The 15,052-nt window shown below is 51.5% G+C and carries 10 protein-coding genes; 6 read left to right on the top strand and 4 right to left on the bottom strand.

Going from position 1 to position 15,052, the window contains the following annotated elements:
- Nucleotides 1-59: 59 nt before the first annotated feature.
- The gene (locus tag P2H89_RS32665; RefSeq protein WP_275835240.1) at nucleotides 60-614 is read right to left on the bottom strand and encodes a DinB family protein; all 555 of its coding nucleotides are present in this window, start codon (nucleotides 612-614) and stop codon (nucleotides 60-62) included.
- Between the two features lie 217 nt (nucleotides 615-831).
- On the opposite strand from P2H89_RS32665, the gene P2H89_RS32660 reads away from it, so the two are divergent.
- A complete protein-coding gene (locus tag P2H89_RS32660; protein ID WP_275835238.1) occupies nucleotides 832-1,032 on the top strand; it encodes a dodecin family protein in 201 nt (66 codons plus the stop codon).
- Nucleotides 1,033-1,034: 2 nt separating this feature from the next.
- Here P2H89_RS32660 and P2H89_RS32655 read toward each other — a convergent pair whose 3' ends face one another.
- Nucleotides 1,035-1,979 (bottom strand): lytic transglycosylase domain-containing protein, encoded by a 945-nt coding sequence (locus P2H89_RS32655; RefSeq protein WP_275835236.1) that lies wholly within the window; start codon nucleotides 1,977-1,979, stop codon nucleotides 1,035-1,037.
- A gap of 126 nt (nucleotides 1,980-2,105) precedes the next feature.
- On the opposite strand from P2H89_RS32655, the gene ligD reads away from it, so the two are divergent.
- Nucleotides 2,106-4,898 carry a DNA ligase D gene (gene ligD / locus P2H89_RS32650; protein ID WP_275835234.1) on the top strand — a complete coding sequence of 931 codons (2,793 nt, stop codon included), beginning with the start codon at nucleotides 2,106-2,108 and terminating at the stop codon, nucleotides 4,896-4,898.
- A gap of 252 nt (nucleotides 4,899-5,150) precedes the next feature.
- Nucleotides 5,151-5,543, top strand: coding sequence for an SWIB/MDM2 domain-containing protein (locus tag P2H89_RS32645; protein WP_275835231.1), 393 nt, complete (start codon nucleotides 5,151-5,153; stop codon nucleotides 5,541-5,543).
- A 141-nt stretch (nucleotides 5,544-5,684) separates the two neighbouring features.
- Here P2H89_RS32645 and P2H89_RS32640 read toward each other — a convergent pair whose 3' ends face one another.
- Both P2H89_RS32640 and P2H89_RS32635 read right to left on the bottom strand, forming a co-directional pair.
- A complete protein-coding gene (locus tag P2H89_RS32640) occupies nucleotides 5,685-6,326 on the bottom strand; it encodes a response regulator transcription factor (RefSeq protein WP_275835229.1) in 642 nt (213 codons plus the stop codon).
- Nucleotides 6,313-8,379, bottom strand: coding sequence for an ATP-binding protein (locus P2H89_RS32635; RefSeq protein ID WP_275835228.1), 2,067 nt, complete (start codon nucleotides 8,377-8,379; stop codon nucleotides 6,313-6,315). The genes P2H89_RS32640 and P2H89_RS32635 overlap by 14 nt, the downstream gene beginning before the upstream one ends.
- A 91-nt stretch (nucleotides 8,380-8,470) precedes the next feature.
- On the opposite strand from P2H89_RS32635, the gene P2H89_RS32630 reads away from it, so the two are divergent.
- The 3 genes from P2H89_RS32630 (at nucleotide 8,471) to P2H89_RS32620 (ending at nucleotide 15,043) form a co-directional block, all read left to right on the top strand.
- Entirely contained in the window at nucleotides 8,471-8,884 is a 414-nt protein-coding gene (locus tag P2H89_RS32630) for a hypothetical protein (RefSeq protein WP_275835226.1), read from the top strand.
- 870 nt (nucleotides 8,885-9,754) lie between these two features.
- Entirely contained in the window at nucleotides 9,755-13,009 is a 3,255-nt protein-coding gene (locus P2H89_RS32625; RefSeq protein WP_275835224.1) for a TonB-dependent receptor, read from the top strand.
- Between the two features lie 33 nt (nucleotides 13,010-13,042).
- A complete protein-coding gene (locus P2H89_RS32620; protein ID WP_275835222.1) occupies nucleotides 13,043-15,043 on the top strand; it encodes a RagB/SusD family nutrient uptake outer membrane protein in 2,001 nt (666 codons plus the stop codon).
- The last annotated feature ends 9 nt before the right edge of the window (nucleotides 15,044-15,052 follow it).

Genomic DNA, 15,052 nt, shown 5'->3' with positions numbered 1-15,052 from the left:
TTGTGTACTGCGCGTACGTTATTTGTTGCTGATGGACAGCAACAAATAACGTACGCTTTTTATGCGGGTACTGTTGCGAGGTGCTTTAGTATATGCTGTAACTGGCGCGCATGACGACGGGTGTGGCAGATTGCAAAGCTTACCCATTCCCAGCGGGTGAAATGACCTACCCCCGGGAATTCGAAATCGGTGCAGGTAAACGACATATCCAACGTGCGGGAGCTGACTGCTATGTCATCGAAAACGCCACGAAGCTGTTGCAGTAATTGATTCCTGTCATGTGGCCCGTCTGAGGGCAGTATGAACTCGGGCGATTTCATCTTATTATCAAAATCCAGGAATATATCCTCGATGGTCTTAACGTAATCATCCGGTTTCCGGTGGGTCGTGGCAGTTGTATTGCCGGCCATCAGGTGGGGTATGCCCTGAATAGACTTGTAAATATGTTCAGCCACCTGCCCGCCTGTCCAACTACCGGCAAACGGGATCTGGTTAATTTGTTGCTGACTGAAGGCTGCAATCGCCTGCAGCCACTCACGGCCGGTGTCATCAAGTTCCTTTAATAGTTTGTCGAGATGCGGATAAGGCAGATCGATGTAGTTTTTAACTGGCATATACTTTCTTTTTTTGATACTGTAAACCTACTATCAAATCCGTGCCGGGAGGCAGTACTACTCCGACAATATAGCGGGCGAATTGCGTCACGCGCCGGCTGCGCCCGCCGGGTAGGTTGTAGAGGCCCTGCCGCAATTACCTGGCTATTGCAGCGGCCCGGCACAGGGGTATGATAATTGTGCCTGCCTTGCCTTTACTCATTTCAAATCTTACACTATGGCTATTGTAAAAGTGATCGAAGTGATCTCTTCGTCGGAAAAAAGCATCGACGATGCATTGCAAAACGCCGTTAAAGAGGCCGCCAAGACCATCCGGAATATCGACTCCGTCTTTGTCAAGGACATTAAGGCCCATGTGAAAGACGACAAGATCATTTCGTATGGGGTGATCGCCAAGATCTCCTTCCGGCTGGATTGATGTCAGCGGGGTGCTGCGGTAGTAGCATCGGCGTCGGCTGGCAGGTGAATGACATAGGTTTTTCCTTTACGGGCGGGCAGGCTTCGGCCCCTGATCCAGGGATTGTATTGCCTTAATGTTTTATAAGTAATACCCTGTTGTAAGGCAAAGTCGGCGAGGTTGGATATGCCATCCTGTATTTCCATGCGCCGTATGGGCAACACGGGGTACCCCTCTCCTTCGGGTACCACAAAACCCAGCGCAGCTGCCTGTGAGAGGAAGTATTTGAAAGTTAGTATCCTGAAGATATAACGGTTGGTCTCTTCGGGCAGGTTGAGGTCGTAGTAGTTCATTTTACGCTGAAACTGTGCCTGGTTATGGTAACCCGCCATTCCGCAATTATAAGAAGCGGCGGCTGCGGTCCAGGACCCGAACATGTCATAAGCCCGTTTAAGGTAGGCACAGGCCGCATCCGTTGATCGCTCCACATGATACCGTTCATCTACGTAAGCATTCACTTCCAGACCGTAGCCAGGTGCAGTGTCTGACATGAATTGCCAGAACCCCACGGCGCCAGCTTTTGAGATCAGTTGTTGCAAGTTACTCTCGGCCACACAGAGATATTTCATATCGGCCGGTACGCCATTGGCCTTTAACCGCTGCTCGATGAGCGGGAAATACCGGTTGGTGAGTTTAATGATGTACAGGATATTATTGGGCTGATAATAATTATACAATACCTCCCGGTCGAGCTGCTCACGGATATCGCGGCGATACAGCGGCACCGATTCACCCGCAAACTTCATGCTATCGGGCAATGGTGGTGGCTGAAAAACAGGTTTAGTAGTAGCCGCCGGGCCGGCAGCAGCTAAGGGTTGTTCCTGTTGTTTTTGTTCTTTAAATGCCGCCAGCAGGCAGGCTATTGCAACCAGGCAAACGAAAAGCACCAGGACGATCGACTGTTTCATACGCGGCTGATTTACTTCCGGTTTATATGCTTGTAAATCCCCTGGTACACACAAATTTCGCGCCCCGCCTGATTGGCACATCCGGTGGCACGTTATTTAAGCTTGCCTGTGGTATAAACCAGTCTTATGGCTTTAACTACCTATAAAAAAAAGCGGTCGTTCAAGGATACACCGGAACCTACCGGCGGCAGGGCAAGCGGTAAAGCGCTTCGTTTCGTCATACAGAAACATGACGCTTCCAGGCTTCATTACGATTTCAGGCTCGAGATGAATGGTGTACTGAAAAGCTGGGCAGTTCCCAAAGGGCCTTCTACCAATCCCGAAGACAAACGGCTAGCCATGATGGTAGAAGACCACCCTTATGACTACCGCAATTTTGAAGGCATCATCCCCGAAGGCAACTATGGAGCCGGTACGGTGATCGTGTGGGATGAAGGCACCTACGAACCACTGGAACCTTCGGGCGACAAGGATAAAGACAGCAAAGCGTTGCTGAAACAACTGAAGTCCGGCAGTCTCAAAGTGAGGCTCTATGGCCATAAGCTGCAGGGGGAATTCGCCCTGGTGCGGTTAAAAAATGCTGAGAACAATGCCTGGCTGCTGATCAAGCACCGTGATGAGTTTGCCAAACCCACCGATGTAACCCGAAAGGTACGTTCCGTGATCTCGGACAAGACGATAGAGGAAGTGGAGAAGGCCAGCGATCATATCTACGGCCAAAAGAAATCTGCCAAGAGTGCTTCTGCGAAGAAGACTTCAACCCCAGCAAAAAGGGCTGCGCCCAAAAAGTCTTCCTCTACCAGCAAAGGAACTACCGCCAGGAAGACTGCTGCCACCAAAGCCACTTCTACGAGGCAACGGGCAGCCTCCCCTGTCAAGCACTCCAATACAAAGCCGGCCCCCGTTAAGGCGGCACGAAAAAAAAAAGCCGTAAGCGTATTGGCGCAGGCGCCTAAGGCCGCTTTTCCCAAACACATAAAACCCATGCTGGGTACCCTGGTAAGCGAACCCTTCGACCAACCGGGCTGGCTGTACGAGATCAAATGGGATGGGTACCGCGCCCTGGCCCTTTCACATAAAGGGAAAGTGGAATTGCTTAGCCGCAACCAGAAGTCATTCAATGATAAGTTCTATCCTGTATACGAAGCTGTCAAAGCCTGGGAGATCAATGCAGTCATCGACGGAGAGATCTGCGTGGTGAATGAAAAGGGGATCGCTCATTTTGGCTCCCTGCAGAACTGGCGCAGTGAGGCCGACGGCGAACTGGTTTATTATGTATTCGACATCCTCTGGCTCGATGGGCACGACCTGACTGAGTTACCGCTTACAGAGCGTCGAGCGTTGCTACAAGCGCTGGTACCTGCCGAGGGGATCATCCGGTACAGCGATAACTTCGAAAGCAATGCCACCGAATTCCTGGCGGTAGCAGCCAGGATGGGTATGGAAGGCGTGATGGCCAAGAAGGCCGATAGCCTCTATGTGCCCGGCGAAAGGACGCGCGATTGGCTCAAGCTGAAAGCCAATAAAAGACACGAGGTGGTCATCGGCGGTTACACCCGTAACGACGATTCTCCCAAGCTATTCAGCGCCCTCCTGGTGGGTGTTTACGAAGGAAGCCGCCTTCATTACACTGGCAAAATAGGTACGGGTTTCAATGATAAATTGCAGCGGGAAATGATGCAAAAGTTCAAACGGCTCTCTACGACCCGTTGCCCGTTCACCGATACGCCCGATGTCAATAAGCCTTCGCGCTTTCGCCCCAACCCGCCCCACGCCACCGTTACCTGGCTAAAGCCGGAACTGGTGGGCGAAGTGAGTTATGCCGAATTGACCAGTGATGGCATCATGCGCCACCCCAGCTTTGAAGGAATGCGGGAAGACAAAAAAGCGCGGTCTGTTACTGCCGAGAAAGCGCTAGATGTAAAGGCAGTGACGAAGAAAGGGAAGAAGAACCCCGCCTCGAAGCTGCTCACCAAAGGAGGCAAACCCGACAGACGCAGCCTGCTCAATCCCTCTGAAGCGACACAGGTAAAGGAGATCGACGGGCATGAACTTTCTTTTACCAACCTCGACAAGGTCTTTTGGCCAAAGGAAAAATATACCAAACGGGATATGCTGAATTACTATTACCAGGTAGCTCCCTATATATTGCCCTACCTCATCAACCGCCCCCAATCGCTGAATCGCTACCCGAATGGCATCAAGGGCAAAAGCTTTTACCAGAAGGATGTAACGGGTAAAGCTCCGGGCTGGATCAAGCAGTTCCCTTACCGTACCAGTGAGGGGGACAATAAAAATTTCATGGTTCCTACCAATGAAGCGGGTTTGATGTGGATGGCCAACCTGGGCTCCATCGAGATGAACCCCTGGAACAGCACCATCGATACCCCCGACCACCCCGACTGGTGTTGCCTCGACCTGGACCCCGACAAGGGCAATACCTTCGAACAGGTGGTGCAAACGGCACGAATGGTGAAACGGGTACTGGATGAGCTGGGTATAGAAGGGTACCCGAAAACCTCCGGTTCTACAGGGATACACGTGTACATTCCGCTGGGCGTCCGTTATACCTACGACGAATGCCAGCTCTTCGGGAAGCTGATCGCCACCCGGGTGCAGGAGCAGTTGCCTAGCTTCACCAGCATCGAAAGGCTAACCCGCAACAGGAAGGGAATGCTCTATATAGACTACCTGCAAAACAGGCCCAAAGCCACGCTGGCAGCGGCTTACTCGCTACGACCCAAACCCGGCGCAACAGTATCCATGCCCCTCGAGTGGAGCGAAGTAAAGAAGGGTTTACAAATGGAAAAATTCACGATCAGCAATGCGATTACACGTATCAAACACACGGGCGATCTCTTCAAACCAGTGCTTGGTAAAGGGGTCAATATAGAGCGGGCATTGAAGCAACTGACATAGGTGAACGGTGCTTTTCATTGGTAAAAACAGGCTCTCGAAGGATGTCTCCCTAGGGAAAAAGCGCATTTCCCCAATGAGGATACTAACATAGAGTGAATAACTCGTTAACAAATGCTGCACTGATATGCGCTAATCTTGCTATATTACTTCATTAATTTTGGAGGAAAGATTATTGTCCTGTCTGGTGCAGGAAAATAAAGACCCTTCCTCCTGCATTAGACACCATCATCAATCGTAAAAAAAACACGAACAATGGCAACAAAAAAAGCGCCCAAGAAAGCAGCTAAAAAAGCAGCACCTAAGAAGGCCGCTAAGAAAGCAGCGCCTAAAAAGGCTGTAAAGAAAGCCGCTCCCAAGAAAGCGGTAAAAAAAGCAGCTCCTAAGAAGAAATCTGCTCGCAAACCAAATGCAGCCTTCATGGCACCGCTCACTCCCAGCGCATCTCTGGCAGAAGTGATCGGTTCTAAAGCGATTCCCAGAACTGAGATCGTTAAGAAGATCTGGGATTACATTAAGAAAAACGGCCTCCAGGACAAGAAGAACAGAAGAAACATCAATGCTGACTCCAAGCTGAAACCAATCTTCGGCAAGGACCAGATCTCTATGTTCGAACTGGCTAAGATCGTTAACAAGCACGTGAAATAATCAAGGCCGTTAGGTCTTTGCCTGATAGATTTTGCCAGGTTGCCCTGGTAGCCTGGCAAAATTTCTATCCCATTCTACATCTCCCCTATTGCAGCTTCGGCGATACATACGCACCGCCGGCACAAGCTTTATCACCCCGCACTATACCAATCCATGCTGAACGGCCAATTTGATCAGGGCCGCTACATTCTTTACTTCGAATTTCTGTAACAGATTTCGCCGGTGCGTTTCGATCGTTAACGGGCTCAGTGAAAGTTGCTCAGCGATACCAGCCGTAGTGTGGCCTTCTGAAATGAGGTGCAGTATCTCTTTTTCCCTTTTGGTAAGCGATGGAATGCCTTTCAATTCGGTAAGGGAAGGCCGTGCGATGATCTCCCGCACTTCTTTGCTGAACGCGATCTGGCCGCTTAAAGCCTGCTGTATACAGGCGATCAGCTCGGCTGCCGAAGCATTCTTCAGCAGGTAGCCGCTGGCGCCGTTCTGCAAGGCCTGCAGGATGATGCTGCGTTCACTGTGGTTACTGAGTATGAGCACACAGATGCCCGGGTGCATCAACTTGATGTCTTTGCACAGGTCCATGCCGTTCATATCCGGGAGCGAAATATCGAGGAGTACGATATCTACCTTGTTCGATTTGATGAACGTCCAGAAAGCCGCCCCTGCCGTGAAGCTGCCTGCCACCCGCAGGTGCTCCTTGTTATCGAGCAGCTTGAGCAATCCTTCTATAACGATCGGATGGTCATCTACGACGGCGAGCGTCATCCTGTCTTTATCCTGCAACATGTAGTTCAATATTTATGGTGGTTCCTTCATTGATGACCGAGGCAATGTCCATTTTCCCCTGCAGGTAATCGACCCGGCTTTTTACATTCATGAGACCGATGCCTTTGGCCAGGGCCGCCGCCCGCGTATCGAAGCCTTTGCCATTATCTTCCAGGGTGACCAGGAATACGGATTCGTTTTGGCTGCACTGCAGCAGGATACTGGAGGCATGCGCATGCCGGATGGCATTGGACAGCAGTTCCTGCACGATGCGGTAAATGGTGACCTGCGTTTGCTGCGGCATCGTTTTTTCGATGCCGAATGCCTGGTAGTCGATACGTACCGACTCTGTCATAATACTCTCGCAAAGGTCTCTGAGTGCAGTCTCGAGGCCAAACTTCAACAGGGCTTCCGGCATCATATTGCGGGCTATGCGGCGCAGCTCACTGATGGAATGATCGAGCTGGCCGAGGACCTTATGGAAGTCACCCTCCTCGGTTTTCGGAGTAGCCGACCTGAGTTCCGTAAGGTTTAGCTTTACGCCTGCCAGCATGCCCCCCAGCCCGTCGTGCAGGTCGCCGGCTACGCGGCGGCGCTCTCTTTCTTCACCCTGCAATAGGGCCTGCGAAAACTGGATCTGCTGCTGCTGGTTCATCTCTTTAAGCTGTTGCTGGTGGTTGAGGTCTTTCTGCTGCGACAGCTTTTTACTGTTTCGGTAATAGAGCCAGGCAAGCACGGCCGCTATCAGCAGCAATAAACTGGCGGAGGCGAGGAACCAGGTAAGCAAGCGGTTATTGTTGGCCTCCAGGGCAGCCTTTTCATTGGCCGCCTCCAGCGTGGCGATCATTTTCTGGTTTTCTGCATCCTTGAACTTCAGCTCCAGCGCCTGGATATCTGTCTTCAACTGACTTTCATGCACACTATCGCTCAGGCGGCTGTACTCCTTCGACCAACGGAAGGCTTCCGTCATCTCCCCCAGTCCGGCATGGGTTTCGGCCAGGCCCTTATAGATCTGCAGGCGGTTGATGATCTGCGACATCATGACCGGTTGCTGCACCAGGTCCTCCAAAATGGGTTTGGCCTTGCGATAGTTCTTTTGATCGAACCAGGCATAGAACCGCTGTAGCAGTATGCGCTGTTCTTCATAGACCCGGTTGAGCTTCCTGGCCATCACGATGCCTTTATCGGTACTTTCCAGCGCTTTGGCAAACTGTTTCGTAGCATTGAAATAAATACTCTCCGCAGCATAATAATCGACCAGCAAAGGCGATTCGGAGTTGCCCTGCAGGATTACATATGAACTGTCCAGCATGGGCTTCGCCAGGTTGAACTTCTCCCACAACACGTAGTTCTCGGCCCCTGTAATGAACGCCACCGCCATCTCGTTGCGGGCATGCAGGACGCGGAACATGTCGATGGCCTTCAAAACCCAGCTGGCTGCTTTTTCGTACTGCGCTGTATTCTTGAAAGTGAGGCCGAGATCATGAAAATTCCGGGCGAGCACCGAGGTATCTGCTGCCTGCTGGGCAAAGGGAATGGCCTTACTGATGAGAATGTCGGCAAATGCTTTTTCGTCGCCCTGTGCCTGCTGTAATACACCGTAGTTGTGCCAGGCTTCGGAGCGGAACGTGTAGGCTGTTTTGGTCTTGAAAGGCTGTAGCAGGGAGTCGGTCCGCAGGAAAGCGTTTTCGCTGCCGGCAATATCGCCGCCCACATACAGGAGGATGCCTTCGTAGAAATTTGAAATAGCTGTTTGAAAAGGGTTCCTGATGGCGTATTGCCGGCCTTGCTCAAGATAACCTTTAGCCTTTACCGGATCTTTAAAAGCCCAGTTGTACGACAACAAATAGCTGGCTTTGGCGCGCACACTGTCGGCAGTAGCTTCCTGCAATACTTTGGTCAGACTATCAACATACCGTTGCCCGTTCAGGTGCGATTGCGCCCTGCACAGGTGAGCAAGTATGATCAGGCAAACGAGGGTGGTTGTTCGGATCATGGCGGCAAAATAGGTAACAAATACCGAATACGATTTCCGCCATTCAATTATACCGGAAAACAGGTAGACAAAATTCATGGATTCAGCGTATTGTTCGGGGTTAGGGTGGCCGGTAGCTTTGCATCCGACAAGGGAATCTTAGCCCATTAAAAACAAAAAAACTTACAAGATGATTCTGTTCAAACACCCTCTCCGCATCGTTGCACTCCTGTTTTCGCTGGCATTGGTTACCTCCTGCAAGAAAGACAAGGACAACGACGATCCGGGTAGCACGGGAGGTTATCCTAAGGAGGTCAACATCGAGTACAAAGCTACTACCACCACGAGCGGACTTACTACGGTGGGCGTACACTACCACAACGAAACCGGTGGTCTTACAGACAATGATGCAGCTGCCATCCCCTTTTCGGTAAAGCTGAAAAAGAAAGTCAACCGCTATGAGGTCATTGTATTCAGCGCGGCAGCTCTCAAAGCAGGCAACCTCAAACTGGATATCCTCATCAACGGAACGGTAGTTAAGTCCGAATCGTTTTCCAGCACTTCCAATGTAAACGGACAGATCGCCTATCAATTCATGCAATAGGCATGACGCTCTATTGCAGTACGCATGTTTAGGAGACTCATAGTTAGCAGAACAGGCCGATGACACATCACCTGTACAGAAAGGCGAAGGGCCGCCCCGGTAAAAGGGCGGCCCTTGCTATTGAGAGCAGCTGCGAGTAGATCCCCAACCAACTACCCGCTTTCCGGCCCCATCATTACAGCTCCACATCGCTCCCGGCCCCTGCTGCTGACCTATGCAAACAGCCCCTCCGATCGGCATGATTCTCAACCCTCAACAACCCCATTTGCACAAACCCTCCACTGGCGTCTATAATATTTTAATTGTTTTACTGACACTAATTCTTTTTTAATTCAAATATTAATTGTTAATTTGACGCTAATAATGCTTGCGTACATATTCCACAGTCTGCTTGAGGAAGACAGGAATGCTAACAAACTAACAATTGTAACCATTTAAATTGCTATTATGAAACTCCCCAACCAACGTGTCCCCGCACACATCCTCTCCATCAACCAATCCAATCATTTACCGTTCCGGAGATAAGGCATTCATCAACAGGTCCGTTTTAGTCCCTGCCGGATGATCGCATCAGATCCGCCCATTGGGGGTGGTAGCTGTTTACCAGTTGCCTGCACCCGATTGTGCCAACGCAAGCAAACCAAATACAAGCTATATGAGACCAACTAACACAAGGCCGCGCCTCTTCTGCAGGTCGATCGCCATGAACGATCGAACCCGTCGTCTGTTTGGGCCCAGGCGGTGAACTTTTCAACCTAAATAACGCACGTCGTCGTGCACCATGATCTCCGGCCGGATGGACAGTCAGGACTGCCATGCGCGACCGGCAGGTATTGTATTTTCCTCTCAACACATAAACACAACTCTCCCATGAAATTGAATCCTCGTTTGCCGATTGGCAAACAACAGATCATTTGGCTGTTGCTGCTATTGGGTGCCGTCTTTCCCGGCCTCGCACAGAACAACCAGATTACAGTGCAGGGAAAGGTGAGCTCCGATTCGGCGAACCTGCACGAAGTGAACATTGTACTTAAATCAAACCCCAACATCTTCACCCGGTCACTCGCCAATGGCGCCTACTCTATCAAAGTACCGGCCGATGGCACCCTGCTGTTTTCCATGGTGGGTTATGAAACGCAGGAAGTAAGCATCAACGGTAAAAGCACGCTCAACGTGATCCTGCGGTTGAAAGACAAGGGCCTGGAAGATGTGACCGTGATCGGTTTTGGTGGTACGCGCAAGAAGACCAGCATGGTAAGCTCGGTCACCACCATCAGCGTCAAGGATCTGCAAACGCCCACCGGCAATATTACCAACGTGATGGCCGGCCGCGTAGCGGGTATGATCTCCTTTCAGCAAAGTGGTGAACCCGGCCGCGGAAGCGACAACTCCACCTTCTACATACGTGGTCTTTCGACCTTCGGTACTGGTAAACAGGATCCCCTGATCCTGATCGATGGTATCGAATCGACACCTACCGATATGGCACGTTTGCAACCTGATGATATTGCCGACTTCTCCGTATTGAAAGACGCATCAGCGGCAGCCGTTTATGGCGCCCGTGGCGCCAACGGCGTAGTGCTCGTCAATACCAAACTGGGTAAAGAAGGCGCCGCCAAATTCTTCGTGCGGAGTGAAATGAGGGTATCCTCCAACTCCAAAAACATTGACCATGCTGATAATATTACCTATATGAACCTGGCCAATGAAGCTGCCACCACCCGCGCCAATGGAACGGTTGCACAGCCTTATACCCAGAACAAGATCAATCACACGGCCGCTGGCGACGATCCCAACCTGTACCCCAACAACGACTGGATCGACAAGCTGGTGCGCGACTATACCGTAAACCAGAACTACTACGCCAGCGTGAATGGTGGTACCCAAAGAATGCGTTACCATGTGGCCGCTTCCTATGCGCGCGACAACGGTATGCTGAAGGTGGATCCCATCAACGACTTCAACAGCAATATCCGCTTATCCCGCTACTCTCTGCGTTCTACCGTCAACCTCGGCCTCACCAAGACCACCGAGCTGATGGTACGTATGTATGGTCAGTTCGACGACTACCAGGGTCCCATGGGCGGCCGCATCGACAATACTACTTACAACGATGGCGGTTCGTATATCTTCCGCCTGGCCCTACGCTCGAACCCGGTATTGTTCCCGGCCATCTACCCGCATTCCATGCGCCCTTATGTAACCCATCCGTTGTTCGGCTCCTATCGCCTCATCGCCAACGGACAGCTTACCTCTACCCTGCTCACCAATCCTTATGCAGAAATGGTACGGGGATACAGCACGTATAAAACATCCAACCTGCAACCACAGGTGGAACTGAAGCAAAACCTTGACTTTATTACCAAGGGGCTCAATTTCCGTTCGATGGCCTACCTGCGCCGTTATTCCTTTTATTCTTCGAGCAGGAAATACAACCCGTTCTATTATTATGCTGCTGTGCAGCCAGATGGCAAATCGTACAACCTCGATGTGTACAATGCAGACGCCACCAGTTCGGGCCTGCCTGCCGACGTGATCGGCCGGGAGTATCTCGACTACAGCGAGACCGCCAAAGATGTCGACTCCCGCATCTGGCTCGAAGGCACCCTGAACTATAGCAGAACTTTCAAAGCCATACATGCTGTAGGCGGCTCTTTGATCTCTTACCTCTCCAGCTACGAAACCGGCAATGCGGGTAATGTTACCGCTTCGCTGCCCAAGCGAAATGTGGGCGTGAGCGGGCGTTTCACGTACGGCTACGACGATCGTTACCTGGCCGAATTCAACTTTGGCTACAATGGTTCCGAGCGCTTCGACTCCCGGCACCGTTACGGGTTCTTCCCTTCGGGTGGTGTGGCTTACCGCATCTCGAACGAAAAGTTCTTCGACCCATTGCTGTCGACCATCAACGACCTGAAGTTCCGTGCCACCTATGGTATTGTGGGTAATGACCAGATCGGTGATGTGAATGACCGCTTCTTTTACCTCTCCAATGTGAGCCTCAACAACAACGATTATGGCGCCACCTTCGGCCGCAATGATGGAGCAGCGACCTATTACCGTCCCGGCGTTTCCATCAACCGCTACGCCAATCCTTTTATCACCTGGGAGAAATCGACACAGATCAACCTCGGTATGGACCTCCGTATGTTCAACTCGCTGGAGCTGATCGTCGATGTGTTCCGCCAGCGTCGCGAAGGCATTCTGTTGCCAAAGAGCAACCTGGAATCTGCCCTCGGGTTAATGGCTGTACCGCAAGCCAACTATGGTAAGGCTGAATCGAGAGGCGTTGATCTGTCTATGAAATACGATCGTGTATTCAATAAAAATTGGTACGGCAATATCCGCGGCACCTTCACTTTCTCACAAAGCAAACGCCAGGTGGTGGACGAGCTGATCTATGAAGGTAACCTGGCCCATTTATCCAGCGTTGGTTATCCGCTCAGTCAGCAATGGGGCTATATCGCCGAACGTCTGTTCATCGACCAGAAAGAAGTCGCCAATTCTCCTGCGCAATTTGGCGATCCGGGTCTCGGCAACCGTACCGGCGGGGTTATGGCCGGCGATATCAAATACCGCGACGTCAATAACGATGGTATCATCAACAGCGATGACCGCGTACCTATTGGCTACCCCACCCAGCCTGAGATCATTTACGGCTTTGGCGCATCGCTCCGTTACAAGAACATCGATTTCAGTTTCTACTTCCAGGGCTCTGCGCGTTCTTCCTTCTTCATCGACCCCTGGGCTGTACAGCCTTTCGCACAATCGGGTGGATTGCAGAACGGATTGCTGAAAGCGATTGCACAGGATTACTGGAGCGAAGAAACCAGGAATGTATATGCCTTCTGGCCACGCCTTAGTTCGGCGCCCGTTGCCAACAACAACGAACGCTCTACCTGGTGGATGCGCAATGGTAATTTCCTCCGGCTAAAGAACGTTGACCTGGGTTACAATTTCCGCAATGTGAAAAGACTGGGCCTGCAAGGCGGCCGGGCTTACTTCTCTGCCACCAACCTCTTTGTCCTCAGCAACTTCAAGTTGTGGGATGTAGAAATGGGCGGCAACGGCCTGGGTTACCCCATTCAATCCGTGTACAGCCTTGGTCTGGAACTCAACTTCTAAACCCTATCAATCGTCGCAACAAACTGAAATATCATGCAATCAAACAATATTATACAACCCGTACAAAGCAGCCGGAACCGCCGGCGTTTCAGCGGGGTGCATCTGTTGGCCTGCCTGACGCTGATCACGGGCATCATGGGTTCGTGCAAGAAGTTCATGGATATCGTGCCCGATAACCTGTCGACCATCGACCACGCTTTCAAGCTTCGCAATGAGGCAGAGAAATACCTGTTTACATTATACTCCTACCTGCCGCGCAATGGGGATGGCTGGTACAACCCGGGCCTTATGGCCGCCGATGAGATATGGCTGCCCGAAGAAAGTGAAACACACTGGCACCCGGTATCGCGTATCGCCCGCGGCCAGCAGAATAAAGACGCTCCTTACTTCGATGAGTGGGCCGGCGTGCGGAAAGGCAACAATGCCACCAACGATCATCGCAAGATCTGGAGAGCCATCAGCCACTGCAATATCTTTCTCGAGAACATGCGTGACATTACGAAGGTACCCGACATCACCGAGTACGATCGTCAGCAATGGATAGGAGAAGCTGAATTCCTGAAAGCCTATTACCATTATTATATGTTCCGCATGTACGGGCCTATCCCACTCATGGACAAGAACATCAGCGTAGACGGAGATGTAGCTTCTTCCTATGCTCAGCGCATGCCGGTGGACAGCTGCGTTCGTTATATATCGAACCTGCTGGATACAGCCTTTACAAAATTGCCCGAGATCATTAAGGACGAGAACAATCAACTGGGCAGGATCACCCAGCCCATTGTGCTGGCAGTAAAAGCCAAACTGTGGTTGCTTGCGGCAAGTCCCCTGTTCAATGGCAATACAGATTATGCCGGCTTCACCGATACCAAAGGTGTTGCCCTGTTTAACCCGGGCGTCGACAAATCCAAATGGGAGAAGGCAAGGGATGCAGCACTGGCCGCGATCAAAGCCGCCGAAGCAACGGGCAGCAAGTTGTATGAATACGGACCCGATCTGCTCAACCTGACCGATACCACCAAATTGCAGCTCAGCATCCGCAATGCGGTAACGGGCCGTTGGAATCCGGAACATGTATGGGCCAACTCACAATCGTATTTCGTGAACGAATCGCTGTGTATGCCGCCAATGGAAAGACTTTCCAGGGCGAGTGCCTCTACCATTCGTTTCGAGTTGCAGGGCGTATGGGCTGCTCCCATCAAGATCGCTAAAATGTTCTATTCACAGAACGGTGTGCCCATCGAAGAAGACAAGACCCTCAGCTTTAAGAATATTGAAGAATTGAGAGCGGCCACCCAGGCAGAGCGCAACTATATCGAGCCGGGCTTTGTGACCTCACGCCTCAACTACGACCGTGAGCCGCGCTTTTATGCCAACCTCGGTTTCGATGGCGGTGTTTGGTATATGAAGGATGGTGTAGCCGGTGGATCAGACAGGAATACCTACTTCGTGAAAGCAAAGAATGGCGAAAGAGCCGGTCTGGGCCACTTCACCAACTGGAATGAAACAGGCTACTTTATCAAGAAGCTGGTGCACTGGGAATCAAGTAGCAACCTAAGCACGAGCTGGAAGCAATACCCCTGGCCCGAGATCAGGCTCGCCGATCTCTACCTGATGTATGCGGAAGCTTTGAATGAAGTACAACCCGCCTCCGCAACGGCCATCGAATACATCGATAAGATCCGCAAACGGGCTGGCCTTAAGGGAGTGGCAGATGCCTGGAGCACGTATTCAACCAATCCCGGCAAGTACAGCTCACAGACCGGCCTGCGGGAGATCATCCAACGCGAACGCCTCATTGAGCTCGCTTTCGAAGGACAGCGCTATTGGGATCTTAAACGTTGGAAGATCGCCCATGAGGAATTGAACAAGGACATTACCGGCTGGACCATTTCCGGCAAAACCACCGAAACCTATTACAAGGAACGCGTGGTATTCAGCCAGCGATTCCTCGTACCCCGCGATTACTTCTGGCCTATCGGCAACTTCGATACGCGGAGAAACCCATTACTGGTAGAAAACCCAGGTTGGTAATAACCCATC

This window comes from Paraflavitalea sp. CAU 1676, from assembly GCF_029223285.1.
Lineage (GTDB): Bacteria > Bacteroidota > Bacteroidia > Chitinophagales > Chitinophagaceae > Paraflavitalea.
The sequence above is the reverse complement of the archived record's forward strand: the minus strand, read 5'-3'. Positions and strand labels throughout refer to the sequence as shown.